At 70.5% G+C, this 19,561-nt stretch carries 21 protein-coding genes and 2 tRNA genes; 10 read left to right on the top strand and 13 right to left on the bottom strand.

Features of this window, described 5'->3' with window-relative positions:
- Nucleotides 1-184 precede the first annotated feature (184 nt).
- A complete protein-coding gene (locus tag Asi02nite_RS21180; RefSeq protein WP_203715507.1) occupies nucleotides 185-1,210 on the top strand; it encodes a hypothetical protein in 1,026 nt (341 codons plus the stop codon).
- Nucleotides 1,211-1,735: 525 nt separating this feature from the next.
- Nucleotides 1,736-1,832: transfer RNA gene (locus Asi02nite_RS21175), tRNA-Phe, on the top strand.
- A gap of 95 nt (nucleotides 1,833-1,927) precedes the next feature.
- Here Asi02nite_RS21175 and Asi02nite_RS21170 read toward each other — a convergent pair.
- Nucleotides 1,928-2,761, bottom strand: coding sequence for a hypothetical protein (locus tag Asi02nite_RS21170; protein ID WP_203715505.1), 834 nt, complete (start codon nucleotides 2,759-2,761; stop codon nucleotides 1,928-1,930).
- A 131-nt stretch (nucleotides 2,762-2,892) separates the two neighbouring features.
- Between Asi02nite_RS21170 and Asi02nite_RS21165 the strand changes: the two genes are divergently transcribed.
- Together Asi02nite_RS21165 and selA are read left to right on the top strand one after the other, a co-directional pair.
- Nucleotides 2,893-2,988 (top strand) — tRNA-Sec (locus tag Asi02nite_RS21165).
- Between the two features lie 26 nt (nucleotides 2,989-3,014).
- Nucleotides 3,015-4,313: an L-seryl-tRNA(Sec) selenium transferase gene (gene selA / locus Asi02nite_RS21160; protein ID WP_203715503.1), complete on the top strand. Its 1,299-nt coding sequence runs from the start codon at nucleotides 3,015-3,017 to the stop codon at nucleotides 4,311-4,313.
- Between the two features lie 134 nt (nucleotides 4,314-4,447).
- Here selA and Asi02nite_RS21155 read toward each other — a convergent pair whose 3' ends face one another.
- The 3 genes from Asi02nite_RS21155 to Asi02nite_RS21145 form a co-directional block, all read right to left on the bottom strand.
- A complete protein-coding gene (locus tag Asi02nite_RS21155; RefSeq protein WP_203715501.1) occupies nucleotides 4,448-4,696 on the bottom strand; it encodes a hypothetical protein in 249 nt (82 codons plus the stop codon).
- 75 nt (nucleotides 4,697-4,771) lie between these two features.
- Nucleotides 4,772-5,242, bottom strand: a complete 471-nt coding sequence (locus Asi02nite_RS21150; RefSeq protein WP_203715499.1) for a hypothetical protein — start codon at nucleotides 5,240-5,242, stop codon at nucleotides 4,772-4,774.
- Nucleotides 5,243-5,297: 55 nt separating this feature from the next.
- The gene (locus Asi02nite_RS21145; RefSeq protein WP_203715497.1) at nucleotides 5,298-6,644 is read right to left on the bottom strand and encodes an ABC transporter substrate-binding protein; all 1,347 of its coding nucleotides are present in this window, start codon (nucleotides 6,642-6,644) and stop codon (nucleotides 5,298-5,300) included.
- Between the two features lie 158 nt (nucleotides 6,645-6,802).
- Here Asi02nite_RS21145 and Asi02nite_RS21140 point away from each other — a divergent pair, with 158 nt between their 5' ends.
- From Asi02nite_RS21140 to Asi02nite_RS21125, 4 genes are read left to right on the top strand one after another with little or no spacing between them, the layout of a single operon-like run.
- Nucleotides 6,803-7,153: a PaaI family thioesterase gene (locus Asi02nite_RS21140; protein WP_203715623.1), complete on the top strand. Its 351-nt coding sequence runs from the start codon at nucleotides 6,803-6,805 to the stop codon at nucleotides 7,151-7,153.
- Nucleotides 7,154-7,198: 45 nt separating this feature from the next.
- Entirely contained in the window at nucleotides 7,199-7,588 is a 390-nt protein-coding gene (locus Asi02nite_RS21135) for a hypothetical protein (protein ID WP_203715495.1), read from the top strand.
- 6 nt (nucleotides 7,589-7,594) lie between these two features.
- Complete coding sequence (locus Asi02nite_RS21130; protein WP_203715493.1) at nucleotides 7,595-8,278, top strand: DUF2786 domain-containing protein; 684 nt, start codon at nucleotides 7,595-7,597, stop codon at nucleotides 8,276-8,278.
- On the top strand, nucleotides 8,275-9,036 hold the full coding sequence (locus Asi02nite_RS21125) for a GNAT family N-acetyltransferase (RefSeq protein WP_203715491.1): 762 nt from the start codon (nucleotides 8,275-8,277) through the stop codon (nucleotides 9,034-9,036). The genes Asi02nite_RS21130 and Asi02nite_RS21125 overlap by 4 nt, the downstream gene beginning before the upstream one ends.
- A 22-nt stretch (nucleotides 9,037-9,058) precedes the next feature.
- Here Asi02nite_RS21125 and Asi02nite_RS21120 read toward each other — a convergent pair whose 3' ends face one another.
- The 5 genes from Asi02nite_RS21120 to Asi02nite_RS21100 all read right to left on the bottom strand — a co-directional run bounded on the left by Asi02nite_RS21120 (nucleotide 9,059) and on the right by Asi02nite_RS21100 (nucleotide 13,431).
- Complete coding sequence (locus tag Asi02nite_RS21120; RefSeq protein ID WP_239126879.1) at nucleotides 9,059-10,618, bottom strand: PrsW family intramembrane metalloprotease; 1,560 nt, start codon at nucleotides 10,616-10,618, stop codon at nucleotides 9,059-9,061.
- Complete coding sequence (locus tag Asi02nite_RS21115; RefSeq protein WP_203715489.1) at nucleotides 10,615-11,175, bottom strand: hypothetical protein; 561 nt, start codon at nucleotides 11,173-11,175, stop codon at nucleotides 10,615-10,617. The genes Asi02nite_RS21120 and Asi02nite_RS21115 overlap by 4 nt, the downstream gene beginning before the upstream one ends.
- Nucleotides 11,176-11,224: 49 nt before the next feature.
- Entirely contained in the window at nucleotides 11,225-11,974 is a 750-nt protein-coding gene (locus Asi02nite_RS21110) for a class I SAM-dependent methyltransferase (RefSeq protein ID WP_373312302.1), read from the bottom strand.
- A 160-nt stretch (nucleotides 11,975-12,134) separates the two neighbouring features.
- Nucleotides 12,135-12,344, bottom strand: a complete 210-nt coding sequence (locus Asi02nite_RS21105) for a BldC family transcriptional regulator (RefSeq protein ID WP_007073996.1) — start codon at nucleotides 12,342-12,344, stop codon at nucleotides 12,135-12,137.
- A gap of 247 nt (nucleotides 12,345-12,591) precedes the next feature.
- The gene (locus Asi02nite_RS21100; RefSeq protein WP_203715486.1) at nucleotides 12,592-13,431 is read right to left on the bottom strand and encodes a DUF8083 family protein; all 840 of its coding nucleotides are present in this window, start codon (nucleotides 13,429-13,431) and stop codon (nucleotides 12,592-12,594) included.
- 180 nt (nucleotides 13,432-13,611) lie between these two features.
- Between Asi02nite_RS21100 and Asi02nite_RS21095 the strand changes: the two genes are divergently transcribed.
- A complete protein-coding gene (locus Asi02nite_RS21095) occupies nucleotides 13,612-14,694 on the top strand; it encodes a Glu/Leu/Phe/Val family dehydrogenase (RefSeq protein ID WP_203715484.1) in 1,083 nt (360 codons plus the stop codon).
- A gap of 214 nt (nucleotides 14,695-14,908) precedes the next feature.
- A complete protein-coding gene (locus Asi02nite_RS21090) occupies nucleotides 14,909-15,133 on the top strand; it encodes a DUF3073 domain-containing protein (RefSeq protein ID WP_203715620.1) in 225 nt (74 codons plus the stop codon).
- Between the two features lie 86 nt (nucleotides 15,134-15,219).
- On the opposite strand, the gene amcA is transcribed toward Asi02nite_RS21090, so the two are convergent.
- The 4 genes from amcA to purF form a co-directional block, all read right to left on the bottom strand.
- Entirely contained in the window at nucleotides 15,220-15,468 is a 249-nt protein-coding gene (amcA, locus tag Asi02nite_RS21085; protein ID WP_239126877.1) for a multiple cyclophane-containing RiPP AmcA, read from the bottom strand.
- Nucleotides 15,437-16,543: a cyclophane-forming radical SAM peptide maturase AmcB gene (gene amcB, locus Asi02nite_RS21080; protein WP_203715616.1), complete on the bottom strand. Its 1,107-nt coding sequence runs from the start codon at nucleotides 16,541-16,543 to the stop codon at nucleotides 15,437-15,439. Before amcB ends, amcA begins: the two co-directional genes overlap by 32 nt.
- Nucleotides 16,544-16,686: 143 nt before the next feature.
- The gene (gene purM / locus Asi02nite_RS21075; protein WP_203715482.1) at nucleotides 16,687-17,838 is read right to left on the bottom strand and encodes a phosphoribosylformylglycinamidine cyclo-ligase; all 1,152 of its coding nucleotides are present in this window, start codon (nucleotides 17,836-17,838) and stop codon (nucleotides 16,687-16,689) included.
- A 54-nt stretch (nucleotides 17,839-17,892) separates the two neighbouring features.
- Nucleotides 17,893-19,470, bottom strand: coding sequence for an amidophosphoribosyltransferase (gene purF / locus Asi02nite_RS21070; RefSeq protein ID WP_203715606.1), 1,578 nt, complete (start codon nucleotides 19,468-19,470; stop codon nucleotides 17,893-17,895).
- Nucleotides 19,471-19,561 lie beyond the last annotated feature (91 nt).

Genomic DNA, 19,561 nt, shown 5'->3' with positions numbered 1-19,561 from the left:
TAGCCGCTCAAGCGGCTTCGTTGCGATGACGGCTTGTGGGATCGGTTCGGCTAGGTCGCTGCTACAAAGCTCTGGTGCGACGTACCCAAACGATCCTCACCTTGCGGTGCGCCCCTTGAACCCTAAGTGGGGTGTTACCGAGTTGATTGCTGGGGCGCCATTTGCGGAGAGTAGGAGCGGGAAGATGACGAGGATTCGCGCTACTTACAGCTTCTATCTGGACTTTATGCTGCCGCGGTTGGAAACCGGGGAGGCAATCAGAGTTCATACGAAGCTCGATGACTGCGACGCGTACATCTGCACATGGGGCCTGGGCGAGCCTCTGTTTCCTTCGGAAGTCGATCAGACTCTGTCTTCGTACGTCTTTAACTTGCGACCAGTTGCTCGTCCGGAGATCGCGATTCATCGGGCGGCTAAAAGCCGGATCCTGGACAGGATATCGGTGACGCTTGAGTGGGAGCAGGTTGCCGCTCCGGTCGAGGATCAAGCGGTCACGGGCGCGTATCTTGAAAAAGCAATCTTCGGAGCGAACGCCATTCTGGAGCACATACGCGTATCCTGCGGGTTGGTAGAGATCCGCAAGATCGCTCGAACCTGGGATCCCCTCAAGTCCGAAATTTCAGTAACAGTTCCTCATACACAAGCCTGGTTTGACGCCGCGACCGGGGAGGGGCTGATGGTATTCATGCAAAGAAACAGTCTTGGGAGCGCGGAAGGCATCCGAATAGGGCCCGTGCCCATGACGTCGCTCGCAGAGCTAAGCAAGACCCTAAATGGAGAAGGCGCACCGCCTCTTCCACTGAGCCTCATGATGGACGCCGAGGAGGCGCTAACCACTCTGAGTATACGTGAGGCAACGCTCTTGATTGCGACGGCATGTGAAGCACGAGCGAACGCCTTGGGCGGGAGTCAGTCGAATGTCTCGAAAACGCGCCTCAAGGCGATCAGAAGCACGCCAAATACATCTTTTGCCGGAAAGTACTACGACCTTCTCCCTCAAGCGGTGTGCGCGAAGTCGTTCCAAATCGACGATCCATCAGCGTTTTCCCTCATTGATCAAGCTTACGCTGAACGCAACCAACTCATACACACGGGCAACTTCAGCGTGACCTTTCAACAGATAGCAGAAACTGCCAGAATGACTCGTGCTAGCGAGTGGCTATCGGCAGCAAGGCGTGCCATCGCATGGATGGACGCGCTGCAGGTCTGAGCTGTCAACGGCTTGGAGGACTTCTGGCGATCCACCAGGCAAATACTCACCCTCCATACCGCATCGCAGCACGGCGGGGGGCGATCAGGGCTCGGGCCGATAGCCACTTGCCCGCTACGAAGCTTGCGCACGTAGCGGCACGAGGTCGGCAGCGTTGACACCACCCCAGCGGGCGCGCGCATCCAGCCGTGGACTCCACTGCGTCGCGCGATGTCGACCCTGCGAAGCTTGGTGTAGCCACACCGGGAGGTCTACGTGCCCAACCAGCCCAAGACCCCGCTCAAACGCCTCCGATGCGACGACTCGCTGTGGGATCGGTTCGGCGAGTTGGCCGAGCCCGACCGCTCTGCGGTACTACGTCACTTCATGCGGTGGTACTGCCGAGAGGAGGGCATCACGCTGCCCAACCGGCCCGCAGCTGGCGGGCCCAACCACGCATGATCGTTGTCAGGGCGGTGTCAGGAAGCGGCACCGGACATGCCCGCAGAGGTGCGGACAAGGCCGAGTTGCGACCAACGCGCACCGAGGTCAACGGCAGTGTCGGGACAGCAAAGGGCGGGGGCTCCCCGCGACCAACCGACTGAAAATCGGAAGGTCGGCGGTTCGACCCCGCCCCTGGCCACATAGCCTTTCGCCGGGCTATCGGAGTCCTCAACCGCGGCAACGTGGATGAGGGCTTCTTTTTGTCTGCCCGGCGATCGGCCCTACGTGTCAGCCTTACTTCTCCGCCAGCAGCGCGCCCACGTCGGCCGCGCGGTCGCCGAGGACCTTGCGGAGCAGGTCTGCCTGTTCGTTGGCCCCGCCGAGGGCCGCCAGCTCGTCGGCCAACTGCGCCGCGACCGCCTCGTCGACCTTGCCGACCGCGACGGCGAGCTTCTTGAGCTCGCGCACGATCCACATCGGCTCGCCCTTGAGCGGGCCGCCGCGGACGGTGTCGGCGCCCGCCTGGAGGGCCTCCAGGCGCCACATCATGGCCTGCCCGTCCTTGCTGTCCTCGATCACGTCGGTCTCCTTCTCTCCGAGCACGACGGTCACGACGCGCTCCATCAGGGTCTGGTCCCGGCAGCGGCGCCGGTCGAACGTCAGGTGCCAGTGGTCCAGGTGCGAGTCGCTCGCGTCGAAGGTCGAGCCGTCCGCGTTCGTCCCGGTCACCGTCGTACCGTCGAGCGTCCCGATCACCTGCCGTAGGCCCGGCAGGCGGCCGTCGAGCATGGCGGCGCGCAGCCGCGTGGTGTGCGTCTTCATCACCGCCCGGTTGGCGGGCGTCCCCCACGCGCCCGGCGTGAAGTCGAACGCCGCGATGTGCCGCTCCTGCTCCGGCGTCAGTCCGGACTGCAGCGTCGAGGTCCGGTTCGTGCACAGCGGCGACTTCCGGATGAACTCGTTGGACCGGTGCGCGCCCTTCAGATGCCGGTTGTCGCCCTTGATGCCGACGGCGTCGGCGGGCCGGCCGGTGCGCCGGCGCAACTCCTTGCCGAGCGCGCCGAACTCCGGCGTGACGATCTCGCGCTGGACGAACGGGTCCGCCGCGAGCTGGGCTTCGGTGACCACGTCGGGCCTCCTGCGGGGTGTGGCGGTTGGGACTGGTCACCACCACAGAGGCCCGGCCCGGACGTTTGATACCTCGCGACACCCGCCCGTTCACCCTGCCGGCGCCCGGATCGTCGCCTATAGTCCCGACCGGAGGCGAGTGGGCGCCTGGTGGCCCTCCCGGTCTTCAAAACCGGCGTGACCCGGCATCCGGGTCAGGCGGGTTCGATTCCCGTACGCCTCCGCCAGCCAGCCACCGCCGCATGGGGGTGCGATGACCGATCCACGCCGGGCCACGCCGCGGGTCGATGCCGTCCTGGCCGATCCCCGCCTGGTCGCGGCCGTCGAGCGGCTCGGTCCGGCGTTGGTCCGGGCCGCCGTCGCCGGCGCGCTCGACGAGGTGCGCTCGGGTCGCCTGCCCCCGCACGCCGCCGCCGACGTGGCCGTCGCCGCCCTGCCCGCGGCGGCCTCGGGCCTGCGCCGCGTGCTCAACGCCACCGGCGTCATCGTGCACACCAACCTCGGGCGTTCCGCCCTCTCCCCGGCCGCGGTGGCCGCGGTCTGCGCCGCGGCCGGCTACACGGACGTCGAGTTCGATCTTGCTGCAGGGGTACGCGCGAAGCGCGGCGCCGAGGTCCTCGGTGCGCTGCGCGCCGCGGTGCCCGGCGCCGAGGCCGTACACGTGGTCAACAACAACGCCGCGGCCCTCGCGCTGACCGTGTTCGCCCTGGCCGCCGGGCGGGAGGTGGTGGTCAGCCGCGGCGAGCTCATCGAGATCGGCGACGGCTTCCGCATCCCGGAGTTGCTGACCGCGGCCGGCGCGAAGCTCCGCGAGGTCGGCACGACCAACCGGACGCATCTGAGCGACTACGCGGCGGCGATCGGGCCGGAGACCGCGCTGGTGATGCGGCTGCATCCGTCGAACTACCGGGTCAGCGGCTTCACCGCCGCGCCGAGCCTGGCCGACCTGGTGACGCTCGACGTGCCCGTGGTCTACGACATCGGCTCCGGGCTGCTGGCCCCCGAGCCGCTGCTGCCCGACGAGCCGGACGCCGCCTCGGCCCTGGCCGCCGGTGCGGCGCTGGTCACCGCGAGCGCCGACAAGCTGCTCGGCGGCCCGCAGGCGGGCCTGATTCTCGGCCGCGCCGACCTGGTCACCCGGCTGGCCCGGCATCCGCTGGCCCGCGCGCTGCGGGTCGACAAGCTGACTCTCGCCGCGCTGGAGGCGACGGTCCGCGGCCCCCTGCCGCCGACCACGGCCGCGCTGCGCACACCGGTCACGACCCTGCGCGAGCGGGCGCGCCGGCTCGCGGCCGCGCTGAGCGGGCAGGGTGTGGACGTCGAGGTGGTCGACAGCGGCTCCACGGTGGGCGGTGGCGGCGCACCCGGCGTGGTGCTGCCGAGCGTCGCGCTGAGCCTGCCCACCGTGTACGCGGCCCTGCTCCGCGCGGGCGAGCCCCCGGTCGTCGGGCGCGTCTCCGCGGGCCGCTGCCTGCTGGACCTGCGCACGATCGCGGCGCACGACGACGAGGACCTGCTCACTGCGACGCTCGCCGCGGCGAAACAGAGCTAGGCCCGTCGGCGCCCCCCGGCTGCGACGCAAAGCCAGGCCCGCCGCCCATGCGGCAAAACAAACCCGGGCCCGCCGCACACGCGGCAAAACAAAAGCCGGGCCCGCCGTCCAGGCGGGCCCGGCCAAGAACAGCGTCAGGCGACGGGCGGGTGACCGCCGTCGCCGTCGACGATCGCGTCCGGCGTGCCGTCCTCGTCGAGGTCGACCATCGTCACGTCGACCGTGCCGTCACCGTCGGTGTCGAACTGGAACAGGTCGGGCTTGCCGTCGCCGTCGGTGTCGACCACCCACACGTCGGTCTTGCCGTCGTTGTTGGCGTCGGCCGTCATCAGCTCGACGTGCTCGTCGCCGCGGGTTTCGACGACCTCTTCGGACTCGCTCATCGGATCTCCTCGCGGGGGTGCGGGTAGCGTTCCGGCACAACCTACGGCCACCCGGCGCCCGCCGCGACTCGACGCTCAGTTGGTGACGTACAAGTTCCCACGCATGGTCGCCGTGTCCGGCAGCCCGTCGTAGTCGGTGTCGCGCACCCAGGCGTCCGTACGCCCGTCGAAGTCTGTGTCGAACGACATCGAGTCGACCCGGCCGTCGTTGTTGATGTCGCTCGCGACGGCGTCGGTGCGGCCGTCGCCGTTCGCGTCGTGCAGCACCTGGTCGGCGAGGCCGTCCTCGTCGTAGTCACGCATCATGGTGTCGAGGCGGCCGTCGCCGTCGCTGTCCCCGTATGCCGCCTCGACCACGCCGTCATGGTCGCCGTCGACCGCGACCAGGTCGGCGTAGCCGTCGCCGTCGACGTCGGTGAGGTAGCGCCGACCGCCGTCGACCTCGTGCTCCACGATGGAGTGCGGGGCGTCGAAGCCGTCGCCGCTCCCGAAGCCGTCCACGGAACCCTGGTCACTCGCCAGGTAGGAACTGTCCCACTCGCTCATGACCAGAATCTATTTCCGGGAGCCGGCTCGCGGCTCCCGGAAACGTGCCAGCCGATCAGTGGTGGATCTGCACACCCGCCTTGTCCATCGCCTTGATGATCTGCGCGGACTCGCCGAAGCCGATCACCAGTACACCGTCGGGCCCGGCGCTCTTGAGCTGGTTGGCGCCGGCCGAGAAGTCGATGTCGGGGGCGGCGGGCGTCGGCGGCTCGTACGTCAGGATCTCGATCATGTCGACCGGGAAGCCGGCCTTCTCGAGCTCGGCCTTGACGTTGCCCTGCAGGCCGGTGCCGTACGAGTCGTTGCGCGCCACGATGGCGACCTTGCGCGGGCCGTCGCGGAGGATCACGTCGGCCAGCGCGCGACCCTGCAGGATGTCGGACGGCGCGGTCCGGAAGTAGAGGCCCTTGTCGTCGATCGTGCTGAGACCGGCGTCGGTGTTGCACGGCGAGAACAGCACGAGGCCTGCCTTGACCACGTCGGGCAGCACCGCGCGGGAGATGCTCGACGCACCGGCGCCGATGATCACGCTGACCTTCTCGGCGATGTGCTTCTGCATGGTCTGCTTGGCGACCTCGGGGTTGGTGCCGTCGTCGCCGGTCGCCCACTCGACGTCCTTGTCGAACACGCCGCCGGCCGCGTTCAGCTCCTTGATCGCGAGCGCGGCGGCCGCCTCCATCGGCGGGTACGCCAGCGCCAGGTCGCCGGTCTCCGGCAGCAGGCCGCCGATCTTCAGCGGGCCGAGGCCGGTGGCCCCGCCGCCCTCGCTGGCCGGGGGCTTCTTGGTCGTCGTGGTCGACTCGTCGCCCGCGCCCACGTATTCCGTCTTGCTGTCGTCGAGCCGGTCGCCGCTGCCGAAGTGGAGGGTCGCGTAGCTCGCGGTCGACGGCTCGCCGGCGTCGGTGAACCCGCCGCGCGTCAGCGAGACCCCGCGGTAGTTGAGGTCGGTGCCCGCGCGGGCCAACGCGAGGCAGGCCTGGACCGTCTCGCACTCGGTGCCGCCGGTGGTGACCGAGTTGATCTGGTTGGCGATCGCGCCCGGGTCGGTCGAGCCGGCCTGCTCGGCCGCCAGCGCGCTGATCACGACCGCGTCGTAGGTCTCACCGGCGTACGTGTTGTCGGTCAGGTTGGGGCGCAGTGCCTTGAGTCGGGCCTTGAAGTCCTCGGACAGCGGGGTGAGCGGGGTGGTCCCCTTCATCCCGACCAGCATGCCGGCCTGGTCCTTGAACTCGTCGGCGAACGAGTTGATCATGTTGCCGTCGGTGCCGTACAGCCGGGCCGGGGTGGCGGCGCTGTCGGCGGTCTGCGGCGGCGGGGCATCCTCGCCACACGCGGCGATGGTCAGCACAAGCGCGGCGGACATGGCGATGGCCACGTGTCGCGCTCCGCGGGAGACGAGCATGGGGGTGTCCGTCCTTCCTCCCCTGAAGTCCAGGGCACACTAGCGTGTGTCCGTCGATATGTGCGATAGCGTCCATCGAAACCCGGTCTACCGACGGGTAACGTGAGCGCGTGTCAACATCACTTTCCGAACACAGCCCTGGTGCGCTCGCCGAGCGGATGGGCATCAAGATCCTTGAGCTGACCACGGAACGCGTGGTCGGCACCATGCCGGTCGACGGCAACACCCAGCCGTACGGGCTGCTCCACGGTGGCGCGTCGTGCGTACTCGCGGAGACCTTGGGCTCGTTCGCCGCCGCTGCGCACGGGCACAGGATCGGCCGCGGGATCGCGCTGGGCGTGGACATCAGCGCCACCCACCACAAGGCGGTACGCACGGGCACGGTCACCGGCGTCGCGACGCCCGCCCACGCCGGTCGCGGCGTGGCCACCTACGAGATCGTCATCACCGACGACGACGGCGACCGGGTCTGCACCGCCAGGCTCACGTGTATGTTGCGCGCGGCATAGCTCGTTCCGGTGGTCCGGTTTGACGCCGGGTCGTAGAGTTCGCCCGTGGTCGAGGTTCCCCCGAATGCGGTCGACGATGCCGCGCAGGTGCTGCGGCTCGCCCTCGACGGCGACAGCGACGCGGTCGCCAACGCGTTCGACGCGGTCGTCGACCGCTCCGGCGTGGTCGGCGCCTACGACGTCGCCTGGTGCCTCGCGGCGACGATGGTCGGCGAGGGCGCGCCCGCCGGGCGGTGGACGCTCGACTTTCCCGACATCGACGAGGCCGGCTACGACACGCGCTGGGTGGCCCGCTTCGTGAGCGCCTACGCCAACAGCGACGCGCCGACGGGCGAGGCCCTGTTCGGCGCGGCGCTGGAGGACGGCCAGCTACCGGAGTGCCTGCTGACCCTGGCCGGCTCGGCCGTCGCCACGCTCCGCCGCCGCGCACAGTAGGCGGTCGTGCTCGAGAAGGTCCGCAAGCTGCTGGCGAAGGCCGAGGACCCGGCGTGTACGCCGGCCGAGGCGGAAGCACTGACCGCGAAGGCCGCTGAGCTGATCGCGAAGTACGGCGTCGACCAGGCGCTGCTGGCCGCCCGCGACCCGGCGCGGGACCCGGTGATCGACCGGCTGATCGACGTGCCCGCGCCGTACGCCGCGGACAAGGCGGGCCTGCTGGTCGGCGTCGCCATCCCGCTGCGCTGCCGCACGGTCCGGCTCTCGCGGCCGGGCTCGATCGCGGTGCACCTGTTCGGCTTCTCGAGCGACGTGGCCCGGGCGGAGTTGCTCTACACGTCGCTGCTGGTGCAGGCGGCCCACGGCCTGGCGGCGACGCCGGTGCCCTGGGGCCAGCACCCGGCCGCGTTCCGCCGCTCGTGGTTGACCGGTTTCGCGGCCGCGATCTCGAAGCGGCTCCGGGAGACCGAGTCGGTGGCCTCGTCGGGCGTACCGTCGATGGCCCTGGTGCTGGCGGACCGGTCCGGCACCGTCGAACGCCGGCGCGACGAGGCCTATCCGGCCGCGCGCCTGGCCCGCCCGCGCCGGCTGAGCGGCGACGGCGGCGCCTCGGGCTACGCGGCGGGCACCGCGGCCGACCTGGGCGGCGGCGCCCCCGTCGCGGCCCGCACGCGCGACGCCCTCCGATGATCGACGACAACCTGGCGTTTCACGCCGCGCACCTGCACCGCCGCGCGCCCGGGATGACGGTGCTGCCCGCCGCGGACGTGCTCGTCTGCGACAGCGGCCTGGCCGACGACACGTTCAACATCGTGGCCGCGGCCCGCTTCCCGGCCGCTTCCGCGTCGGAGCGGATCGCGTCGACGCTGGCCGCGGTCCGCGCGACGGGCCGGCCGTTCACCTGGTGGGTCGGCCCGGACTCGGCGCCGTTCGACCTGTCGGACCGGTTGCTCGAGGCGGGCCTGCCGGTGGGCGAACGCGAGCTGGCGATGCGCTGCCGCACGGGCCGGCGCCCGGTGGACCGCCCGGTCCGGGTGGTCTCGACGCCGTCCGAGCTGGCCGACTGGGCGGCGGTGGTCGCGGCGAACTGGTCTCCGCCGTCGCCGACGGTGTTGGATTTCTTCGCCGGGACGGCGCGCTGGTCGCTGGCGCCTGGGAGCCCGGCGCGTTATCTGATCGGGTACGCGTCCGGCCGCCCGGTGGCGGCCGCCGAGGTCTGTTACGGGGCGGGGGTCGCCGGTTTCTACAACGTCGCCACGCTCGCGGTGGAGCGGCGCCGGGGTTGGGCGACGGCCCTGCTCTCGTTCGGTCTCGGTCTGGCTGCGACCGAGGGTTACGAGACAGCCATCCTGCAGGCGGCCCATCAGGCGATCAGCGTGTACGAACGGTTGGGCTTCGAACCGGCCGGCAACGTGGTCGAGCACGCGATCGCGCCGTCGGCGGGTTGAGAGCGCTGACGAGGGCCGGCGGCTAAGAGGCCCCGAGGGCGATCAGGGCCAGGCCGACCGTGATCATCGCAACCAGGAACACGGCGATGCCCCCGACGACCCGGCGGACGCTGCCGTTCCGGGTCAGCGGGGCCGTGGCCTCCGGGTGACCCAGGGCCAGCATCCTCCCCCGTTCCACGAGGACGCGATCACGCCAGCGGACCGCGGTCGGGCCACCCAGGACGGGCGCGCACGACAGGCGATCCGGGATCCGGGCCACCCCGACCACCACACCGGCCTGCGCCGCGCCGCCCGGCTCGACCGTGCCCGCCTGCGCCAAACCGACCGCGTCGACCGGCTCCGTGGCGCCGGGTGCGGCTAAGGAATCCGCCACCGCCGCGGTGGTCGGGTCGATCAGCCCCGTCTCAGGCGGATCGAACGGATCCACCGCCGGCGGCAACGCCGGATCCAAGGGCGCCGTGCCCGGCTCGGCCGCACCTGACACCCGCAAGCCGGGCAGGCCCACCCCGTGGGCGCGGCTCAGCTCGACCGCCAACCGGGCCTGCGCCCGCTGCAGCCGGCGAACCGCGCGGCGCCCCTTCACACCGGCCCGCCCGTGGGCATACCGCCGCGCCCCCGCCCGCAGATGACCATGGCCGAGCACCCGGAGCTCGTCCTCGGTCGCGATCCGCCGGTCGCCCAACGCCGCCAGCTGACCGACGTAGTAGTCCGCCTCGCGATGTCGTACCCCCCGCACCAACAGCAGGATCATCAGCAGCGGCGGGATCCCCTTGACGAACAGGTCGCCGAAGATGCCGGCCCCGCCGCCCAGGCTCAGCAGCGGCGAGTTCCACAGGAAGTGGATCGCCATCGCGCCGAGGACGGAGAGCACGGCGACGAAGAGCCGGACGAACAACGGCCGGTCGGTACGCACGGCCAGGTAGCCGATCCCCGCCCCCGCCAGCGCGCCGAACAGCGTGTGGCTCCACAACCCGGCCAGGAACCCGCGCAGCAGGAACGTGGCCACCACCGGCGCCACCTGGTCGCCGCCGCCCGCCACCGCGACCGCGTTCACCGCGTAGACCACGTCCTCGACGACCTGGAAGCCCAGGCCGACCAGCGACCCGTACACGACCCCGTCCAGAACGCTGTTGACCTGCGCCCGCGCCACCAGCACGATCGCGATGATGCCCAGCGTCTTCGCGATCTCCTCGACCGTCGGGCCGGCGAGCGCCGAACCCCACTCCGCGGCCAGGCCCGGCGACGCGAGTTTGGCGACCAGGTTGTGCACGGCCGCGTTGCCGCGGATGGAGATCGACGTCGCGACCAGGCCACCCCAGGCGAACGCGGTGGCGAGCAACAGCGGTGGTTCCCGCTCCAGATAGTCGAGGGCGGCGACGAAGACGCAGAACGGCACGGCGTAGAGAGCGAACAGGACGAGGGCGAGCAGGGTCGCGGTCGGGTACGCGGCCAGCGACTCCCGGACGAACAGGCCCAGCCGGACCGCGCCGCCGGCGATCAGCATCAGCACCACCCAGAACGCGGGCAGCAGCAGGGACTTGCCCGGGCGCGCCCACTCGGGGGTGGGGTGGACCGGCGTCACGCCGTGCCGCCGCGATAGGCCAGCGTCCGGGTGCTCGCCTCGATCGCCGCGAGGGCGGCACGCAGGGCCGGCGCGCTGCCGGCGACCGTCACCTCGATCGCCACGTCGCCGGCGCGGAAGACCAGGTAGCGGCCGGCCCGCCCCGGCGCGGCGTAACTGCCCTCGAGACCTTCGAGACCGCCGGCCGTACGCACGGGTCGCTCGGTGCCCGTGATCTCGTGCCCGCGTTTGATCTTGCTCTTCAGCCGCTCCGCCGCCGCGGCGAGGGAGCCCTTGAACGGCGTCACCACGATCACGTAGCGGACCGCCCCCGGCGCGACGAACACCACCGTCCCCCGGGTGTCGCCGGGCCGGGTGAGCGTCACGTCGAGCCGCGCCCCCGGTGGCGGTGTGACGACGACCCGGCCACCGACCTGGTAGGGCCCGTCGCCGGCCGGCCGCTGCGCGGGCAGGGCATTGTCGAGGGCGGGCAGCCCGAACGCCAGCCCGGCCACGGTGCACAACACCCCGATGCTGCCGGCGAGGTTCCGCAGCAGCGTGCCGCGTGCCACCCTCATAGAGGCAGGCTACTGACCGACAAGTCGTATTTCCGAGGTTTGTTCGCCTTTACCCGGTGGCGGCCAGCTCCAGCGTCGCCAGGTAGTAAGGGGCGTCCGCGTTGTCGATGTCCGCGATCCGCCACGGTGTGCCGGCGACCAGTTCGCGCAGCTCGTCGACCGAGCAGACCAGGTAGTCGAACCACTCCGTGGCCAGCTCCCGGTAGCGGACGCGCAGCCGGAGCTGCCCGCCGAGCCGGCCCCGCGACCGGTTGAGCCGGTGATAGGCCACGTGCACCGGGTCGGTGGTGTTGTAAGGGTCGGTGCCGTGGGCGATCAGCTGGGCACCCGGCCGGGCCAGCGCGGCGAGGGCGGCCAGGAAGCCCAGGGCCCGGTCGGCGCCGCCGATCAGCCCGAGGTTGTTGCCGAGCAGCAGGAACGTGTCATAGGTGGGCCCGGCGGCCGCGGCGTGCTCGTCGACGGTCGCCAGGACCAGATCGTGTACGCCGCGCCGGCGGCACACCTCGATCGCCCCCGCCGAGACGTCGAGCCCGGTGACGGCCACGCCGCGCCGCTGCAGTTCCAGGGCGATCCGGCCAGCGCCGACGCCGATGTCCAGCACGCGGCCGCGTACCCGGGAAAGCGCCCGATGGTCATGATCCGGCCAGGCCGACGGCGGGTCGAGGTAGGGCGCGGCGGGCGCACCGTTGATCAGCCCGTCCTCGCGCTCGATGATCTCGATGACGGGCCGGGGCAGCCGCCCACCGGCGAGCGGCCGGGGGCCGACACCGGTGGAGACGGCAAGGGCGTCGCGGATCATTTCACCGAACGCGTCGCCGACGAGGGGTTCCTGTTGCACCAGCCGACCTTAGGCCTGGTCCGACGACCTGGCACGGCCCGGATACGCATCAGGGGCGGGACCCACACGGATGACGTGTGGCTCCCGCCCCTGTCCGACGATCGTTCGACCGGGGGTCTGGTCAGTCGCCCTGGCGCTGCTGGGGAATCTGCCCCTGCAGCAGGGCGCGAACCTCGGATTCACGGTAGCGGCGGTGGCCGCCCAGCGTTCGAATCGCGCTGAGCTTGCCGGCCTTCGCCCACCGGGTCACCGTCTTCGGGTCGACACGGAACATCGACGCGACCTCTGCCGGCGTGAGTAGCGGCTCGGGTTCGTGCGTACGCGATGCCATCGGTCACTCCTCCACAGGTACCTATAGACATCGGCCGGGGTCCCGCCGGCCGACGCGTCTCTCATGGTCCGGCTAGTCCCCGATGTCCGACATGGGCCGAACGGCCGAACGTCCCTGGATGGACGGATGAGCAATGACCGATTTATGGCGATTTTATATGCCAGAAACCGCCTTATTTGGACTCTTAGTCACCGTTCGTGTTCAGGAAAACACGAGACTGCCTCATTCATCGGCACCGATTTGACCCCTAATTACACCGTTCGAGGAGCTGAATCGCGCGCCAACGAGTGACCAAGTTCTCATAGACCTCTGTGGCCCCATCAGCATCACCGCGGGACAAAGCGGCCAACCCGGCAGCGACCAGACCTGGGGAGTCGTCCTCCTCCAGAGTGGTGTCCGAGAGAAGATCAACAAGCCCGCCGTAGTCGAGTTCGACCACCGACCGCGGGTGGAACTCCTCGAGCCACCGGGCCCCCTCCTCGACGGCCTCGGTGATCGGCGCGTCCCCGACGGTCTTCCGCAGCACCGACAGGGCGCGGGACGCCCGCCGGCGGGCCTTGGAGATCTCGGTGCGGTAGCGCAGCGACCGGCGCTCCGGCCGCAGCACGAGGTCACGCTCGCCGAGGTCGATGAAGACGAACCAGCGCAGCGGGACGCCCCACGTCGCGATCTGCTCGTGCACCCGCGGCACCCCGTGCTCCAGCACCCGGGCGCCGCTGCGCCAGTCGTCGACGACCGCGCGGGCCTGGCCGGCGAGCACCGGCGGGACGAACGCGTCGGCGATCACCGAGGGCACGCCGTCGCGGGCGCTGAGCGCAGCCTCGGCCACCCGCAGCCGCAGGTTCCACGGGCAGACGAGCAGCGTGTCGTCGGCCTCCAGCACGTAGGCCTCTTCGGGCAGGTCGGGCAGCCGGGTCCAGCCGGCACCGAGCCCTTCGATCACCGCCGTCCGCTGGCGCACCGGGCCCTCGGCGGGCGCCACGGCCCGGCCCTCCCGCACGTAGCGGCGCCAGAAAACCTGACGTTCGCGATCGAATGCGGTCAACGGCTCGTAGACCCGCAGGTAGGAAGCGAACAGCGACGGCACGGCGCGATCCTCCCACGAATCGGCCGCCGGTCGTAACGACGGCCAGCGGGTTGTCACCACGCGCGTCGGCACAGAGTTGCCAACGGGAATATCGTTTTGCGCAGAGATCCGGCACCACCCCGCCGGAGCCGACCGCAGGGCGCGCGGCCCACGAGGACGCGTGCGACGACAGGAGCAGTGATGGGCGTATTCGCCAGCACGGAAGACCCCGACTCCACCGGCCACGAACAGGTCGTCTTCTGCCAGGACAAGCAGAGCGGCCTCAAAGCGATCATCGGCATCTACTCGACCGCACTGGGCCCCGCGCTCGGCGGCACCCGCTTCTACCCCTACGCCAGCGAGGCCGACGCCCTCCACGACGTGCTGGAACTCTCCCGCGGCATGGCGTACAAGAACGCCCTGGCGGGTCTCGACCTGGGCGGCGGCAAGGCGGTCATCTGGGGTGACCCCGACAAGGACAAGAGCGAAAGCCTCCTGCGGGCGTACGGGCGGTTCGTCCAGTCGCTGGGCGGTCGTTACTACACCGCGTGTGACGTCGGCACCTACGTGGCCGACATGGACGTGGTGGCCCGCGAGACCAGCTTCGTGACCGGCCGCAGCGTCGAGCACGGTGGCGCCGGCGACTCGTCGGTGCTCACCGCCTGGGGTGTGTTCCAGGGCATGCGGGCCGCCGCCGAGCACGTCTGGGGCAGCCCGACGCTGGCCGGGCGCCGGGTCGGCGTGGCCGGGCTCGGCAAGGTCGGTAAGCACCTCACCGCCCACCTGATCGAGGACGGCGCCGCGGTGGTGGCGACCGACGTCGACCAGCGGGCGATCGAGTGGGTCCGGGCCACCTACCCCCAGGTGGACGTCGTCAACGGCGCGGCCGCGATGGTCGCCTCCGACATCGACGTGTACGCCCCCTGCGCGCTCGGCGGTGCCCTGGACGACGACACCGTCCCCGTGCTGCGCGCCAAGGTCGTCGCCGGTGCCGCCAACAACCAGCTCGCCCACGCCGGCATCGAGAAGCTGCTCGCCGACCGCGGCGTCCTCTACGCCCCCGACTACGTGGTCAACGCGGGTGGTGTGATCCAGGTCGCAGACGAGATCGAGGGCTTCAACTTCGAGCGGGCGAAGCTGCGGGCCACCCGGATCTTCGACACCACGCGCGAGATCCTCCAGCTCGCCGACGCCGAGGGTGTGCCGCCGGCGGTCGCCGCGGATCGCCTGGCAGAGCGACGGATGGCCGACATCGGCCGGCTCCGGACGATCCACCTCCGCTGAGCCGACAAGTGCCCCTTACCGGCCGGGTCGCGGCACGTGACCCGGCCGGTGATCATCGGCCTGATCAGAAACGTGATCGACGCGCCGACGGCACCGGGCAACCCGAGGTGTCGAACCTGGCCATCCCCATGTACCGTAAGAGCCACGAGAGATGCCTGACGTCATCGGGGCCCGCCTTCGTGCTGCCCCGAATTCTGTGCGAGGGGGTCGAGCCATGGGGCGCGGCCGTGCTAAGGCCAAGCAGACAAAGGTGGCCCGGGAGTTGAAGTATCACTCCCCGAACACCGACCTCGCCGCTTTGCAGCGAGAACTCGGGACCACCGGCAAGTCGGACCACGACTTCGACAACGACTACAGCAACAGCTATGTCGATGACGAAGACGAGGACGACAACGCAGAAGACGACGCTTCCAACAACTGGTCGTCTCGTTCCCGCTGACCCCCAAGGCACCAACGAGCACGCGGTCACAACCCGCGTGCTCGCCCGTGTCCGAGGGGTCAGCGGGCCGGCCCGCACGTGATGCGTCAGCGGGGGCGGTTGTTCCAGTTGTAGAACGTCGGGATGTTCTCGAAGTGGTTCCAGGCGCACACCGCACCGCCGGCCTGATCGGCCGCCTCGGCGCGTAGTCGGCGTGCCTGTTCCGCCTCGGACAGCAACGCGGTCAGCCCTGCCCGGGCACCGACGACCCGGTCCGCCAGGTCGGCCTCGTCGATGTCGGCGGTCTCTTCGCCGTCGACCTGGTCAGACGGCCGAAGGCTGGTGGTCTCGGGCATGCTGCAACACCCCTTCCAGTAGGCGGATCTTGCTGTTGCGGCAGTGGTCGGTCTCGGTCGTGTCGAACCGGCCGTGCTCGAAGTAGCGGTTAGCCGCGTGCGCACCGCCGCAGAAGCCGAAGTAAGGACAGCTCACCCGGCACGCCTCCACGCCGTCGAGGAACTCGGCGACCCAGGGCGTGCGCCGGTGCGCGTCGGCGATGATCTCGGTAAGGGGTGTGACGAGGACGTTGCCGCTGCTGAAATCGCCGTACTGCGGGTCCTGGAACCCGGCCAACTCGGGCGAGAGCAGCACCACCGAGCCGTCGTAGGCCACGGTGGGGATCGGGTCGAGCTGCCGGGGCAGCACGCTGTCGGCCGTGCCGGCCAGCACCGCCTCGGAATAACGCAGTGACCACTCGATCTCGCGGACGTGGATCCGCGGGTCGCGACGCCAGGCCGCGACGAGCTCGGCCCAGAAGTCGACGACCTGCCCGGCCGGGTGGGCGTTGCCCCGGGTGTTGGTGCCCTCGGTCTCCTCGATGTTGACGCCGAGCACGTCGCACCCGAGGTCGAGGAAGTAGTCGTAGAGCTCGGTCGCCCGGCCCGGCCGCGGGTCGGAGACCACGCAGAGGGCCGAGAAGCCGATGCCGTGGGCGCGCAGCGTCTCGATGCCGCGCACGATCCGGTCGTACGCGGGCCGGCCGCCCCGGGTCACCCGGTCGCCGTTGCGCTCCCGCGGCCCGTCGACGCTGACGCTGACCCGGATCTCGTGGGTCGCGAAGAACTCGCACCAGGCGTCGTCGATCAGCGTCGCGTTGGTCTGCACATGGTGCTCGACGGCGTCGTCGAACGGTGCGAGCAGCGCGGCGAAGTGGTCGCGACCGGCGACCAGGGGCTCACCGCCGTGCCAGACCACCGAGAACCGGCCGTCACGGGCCCAGCGGTTGACGGGGCCCGCCACCGCGGCCGCTACCTCGACCGGCATCTTCCGGTCGGCGGATCGGAACGGCAGGTAGCAGTAGGCGCAGTCGAGGTTGCACAGCGTCGTCGGCTGCATGACCACGTAGGAAGGCACGGGTGCGATGCCGCGCATTCCGCTGAACTGGGCCCGCCGGACAACCACCCGCCCTCCTCTCCCCGTCGAGGTGTCGAGGCAGGACTTTAGGTTAGGCGGCGCTGGCCAATCGGGTAAGACCCAATCAGGTAGGCGAAGGATCACCCGCGTCGGTTGAGACCTCAGCCGCGGGTGTGCTGGCCGATCATCTGAACGGTCCCCGTGCCCTCGATGATCTCGCCGGCCTGCCAGGCGTCGATGCCGCGCCCGGCGAGGAAGGCGAGCGCCCGGTCGGCGTCCTCCGGCGAGACGATGGCGAACATGCCGACGCCCATGTTGAACGTCGACTCCATCTCGGGGTCTTCGATCCGGCCCTTGGACTGCACCAGGTCGAAGATGGGCTGCGGCTTCCAGGTGGACCGGTTGACCACCGCGTCGACGTGCTCGGGGAGCACCCGCACCAGGTTGCCGGGGATGCCGCCGCCGGTGACGTGGGCGAGCGCCCGCACCTCGGCCTCGGCGATCAGCTTGAGGCAGTCGCGCGCGTAGATCTTGGTCGGCGTGAGCAGCTCCTCGCCGAGGGTGCGCTGCTTGCCGAAGTCGTCGACCACGGTGTCGAGCCGCATCCGGCCGGCGCCGAGCAGCACGTGGCGCACCAGCGAGTAGCCGTTGGAGTGCAGGCCCGACGAGCGCATCGCGATGACGACGTCGCCGACCTCGACCCGCTCGCGGCCGAGGATCTCGCTCTCCTCCACCACGCCGACACCGGTCGCGGAGAGATCGTATTCGTCGGGGCGCAGGACGCCCGGGTGCTCCGCAGTCTCGCCGCCCAGCAGGGCGCAGCCGGCGTAGCGGCAGCCGTCGGAGATGCCGGCGCCGATCTCGGCGACCTTGTCGGGGACGACCTCGCCGCAGGCGATGTAGTCGAGCAGGAACAGCGGCTCGGCGCCGCAGGCGACCAGGTCGTCGACGACCATGGCGACCAGGTCGATGCCGACCGTGTCGTGGATGTCGAGCTGCTGCGCGATCACCAGCTTGGTGCCGACGCCATCGGTCGACGAGGCCAGGATCGGGTTTTTGTAGCGCTTGGTGTCGAGCCGGAACAGGCCGGCGAAGCCACCGAGGTCACCGAGGACCTCGGGGCGCTGCGCCCGCGCCACCTTGCTCTTGAGCAGCTCGACCGCCTGCTCGCCGGCGTGGATCGAGACGCCGGCGTCGGCGTACGTCACTGTGCGCTTGCGACTGGACCGGCCCGCGCCGGCCGTCCACGGCTGCATACCGTCGGAGCCCGAGGTGTTGGCCGGGCCGCCGCCCCGCTCAGTAACGTGCGTCACGATTTCTCCCTTAGAACGCCTGACGCGCGGTGTCTCCGCTCGGAGACACCGGCCTTAGGAACGGTGCGTGCTGCCGCCGTTGGAGCTGGCCGCCAGCCGTTGGGCGACCACCGGGTCGCTCGCCGCCGATCGGTCGGCCCCGCCTTCGCCGCGCTGCTCGGCATCGGCGTCGACCCGCCGGGCGACGCCTTCGAGCACGTGCTTGCCGATCTGGTTGCCGGCCGGCAGCGGGATCGGGTATTCCCCGTCGAAGCACGCGCAGCACAAGCGCGTCTTCGGCTGCTCGGTCGCGGCCACCAGACCGCCCAGTGATACGTATCCCAGCGTGTCGGCACCGATCGAGCGCCGGATGCCGTCGTTGTCGAGGCCGTTGGCCAGCAGCTCCGCGCGGGTCGCGAAGTCGATGCCGTAGAAGCACGGCCAGTTGACCGGCGGCGAGGAGATGCGGACGTGCACCTCGAGCGCGCCGGCTTCGCGGAGCATCCGGACGATGGCCCGCTGCGTGTTGCCCCGCACGATCGAGTCGTCGACCACCACGATCCGCTTGCCGCGGACGTTCTCCCGCAGCGGGTTGAGCTTGAGCCGGATGCCGAGCTGACGCAGGGTCTGCGACGGCTGGATGAAGGTGCGCCCGACGTACGCGTTCTTCACCAGGCCGGCGCCGTAGGTGATGCCCGACTCGGCGGCGTAGCCGATCGCGGCCGGCGTGCCGGACTCGGGCACCGGGATCACCATGTCGGCCTCGACCGGGTGCTCCTTGGCGAGCTGGCGACCGATCTGCACCCGGGCCGCGTGCACGTTGCGCCCGGCGATCGTGGTGTCGGGGCGCGCGATGTAGACGTATTCGAACAGGCAGCCCTTGGGCTCGGGCGCCGCGAACCGCGAGGAGCGCAGCCCCTCCTCGTCGATGGCGAGCAGCTCGCCGGGCTCGACCTCGCGGACGAAGCTCGCGCCGACGATGTCGAGGGCCGCGGTCTCGCTGGCGACGACCCAGCCGCGCTCCAGCCGGCCGAGCACCAGCGGGCGGACGCCGTAGTGGTCGCGGGCGGCGTAGAGGGTGTTCTCGTCCATGAAGACGAAGCTGAAGGCGCCCTTGAGCGTGGGCAGCAGCTCGAGCGCGGCGGCCTCGACGGACAGGTCGGGCCGGCCGGCGAGCAGCGCGGTGACCAGCGCCGTGTCGGAGGTCGTCGCCGGGTCGGTCGACAGCTTCCGCTCCGCGACCTCGCGGGCGAGCTCGGCGGTGTTGACCAGGTTGCCGTTGTGCGCCAGGGCGATGGTCGTGCCGGCGGAGGTCGCGCGGATGGTGGGCTGCGCGTTTTCCCAGGTGGAGCCGCCGGTGGTGGAGTAACGCGTGTGACCGATGGCGAGGTGGCCGCGCAGGCTGGCGAGGGTGGGCTCGTCGAAGACCTGGGCCACCAGGCCGAGATCCTTGTAGACCACCACGCCGGAGCCGTCGCTGACCGCGATGCCCGCCGCCTCCTGGCCACGGTGCTGCAGGGCGTAGAGCCCGAAGTAGGTCAGCTTCGCGACCTCTTCACCCGGCCCCCAGACGCCGAAGACACCGCAAGCATCTTGCGGGCCGGGCCGTTGAGGGTCGAGGTCCTGGCTCAACCGGCCGTCGCCTCGGGGCACCTGCCGCTCCTCGCTGCTGCTGAACTTCCTTGGCACGTCTTGCTCGGGCCAGTGTACGCGAGTTCGCGCCGGTCACAGCCAGCCACCTTGG

Origin of the sequence: Asanoa siamensis (genome assembly GCF_016862555.1) — a bacterium.
Lineage (GTDB): Bacteria > Actinomycetota > Actinomycetes > Mycobacteriales > Micromonosporaceae > Asanoa > Asanoa siamensis.
Note: the sequence above shows the minus strand (reverse complement) of the source record. Positions and strands in the feature narration are given on the sequence as shown.

What these genes read in the sequence shown, in the direction of transcription:
- amcA (WP_239126877.1), bottom strand. Translation starts at nt 15,468, where the DNA reads ATGCCCGAGACCACCAGCCTTCGGCCGTCTGACCAGGTCGACGGCGAA.
- Asi02nite_RS21125 (WP_203715491.1), top strand. Translation starts at nt 8,275, where the DNA reads ATGATCGACGACAACCTGGCGTTTCACGCCGCGCACCTGCACCGCCGC.
- Asi02nite_RS21105 (WP_007073996.1), bottom strand. Translation starts at nt 12,344, where the DNA reads ATGGCATCGCGTACGCACGAACCCGAGCCGCTACTCACGCCGGCAGAG.
- Asi02nite_RS21095 (WP_203715484.1), top strand. Translation starts at nt 13,612, where the DNA reads ATGGGCGTATTCGCCAGCACGGAAGACCCCGACTCCACCGGCCACGAA.
- amcB (WP_203715616.1), bottom strand. Translation starts at nt 16,543, where the DNA reads ATGCGCGGCATCGCACCCGTGCCTTCCTACGTGGTCATGCAGCCGACG.
- Asi02nite_RS21110 (WP_373312302.1), bottom strand. Translation starts at nt 11,974, where the DNA reads ATGATCCGCGACGCCCTTGCCGTCTCCACCGGTGTCGGCCCCCGGCCG.
- Asi02nite_RS21140 (WP_203715623.1), top strand. Translation starts at nt 6,803, where the DNA reads ATGGGCATCAAGATCCTTGAGCTGACCACGGAACGCGTGGTCGGCACC.
- Asi02nite_RS21155 (WP_203715501.1), bottom strand. Translation starts at nt 4,696, where the DNA reads ATGAGCGAGTCCGAAGAGGTCGTCGAAACCCGCGGCGACGAGCACGTC.
- Asi02nite_RS21090 (WP_203715620.1), top strand. Translation starts at nt 14,909, where the DNA reads ATGGGGCGCGGCCGTGCTAAGGCCAAGCAGACAAAGGTGGCCCGGGAG.
- Asi02nite_RS21180 (WP_203715507.1), top strand. Translation starts at nt 185, where the DNA reads ATGACGAGGATTCGCGCTACTTACAGCTTCTATCTGGACTTTATGCTG.
- selA (WP_203715503.1), top strand. Translation starts at nt 3,015, where the DNA reads ATGACCGATCCACGCCGGGCCACGCCGCGGGTCGATGCCGTCCTGGCC.
- Asi02nite_RS21150 (WP_203715499.1), bottom strand. Translation starts at nt 5,242, where the DNA reads ATGAGCGAGTGGGACAGTTCCTACCTGGCGAGTGACCAGGGTTCCGTG.
- Asi02nite_RS21115 (WP_203715489.1), bottom strand. Translation starts at nt 11,175, where the DNA reads ATGAGGGTGGCACGCGGCACGCTGCTGCGGAACCTCGCCGGCAGCATC.
- Asi02nite_RS21145 (WP_203715497.1), bottom strand. Translation starts at nt 6,644, where the DNA reads ATGCTCGTCTCCCGCGGAGCGCGACACGTGGCCATCGCCATGTCCGCC.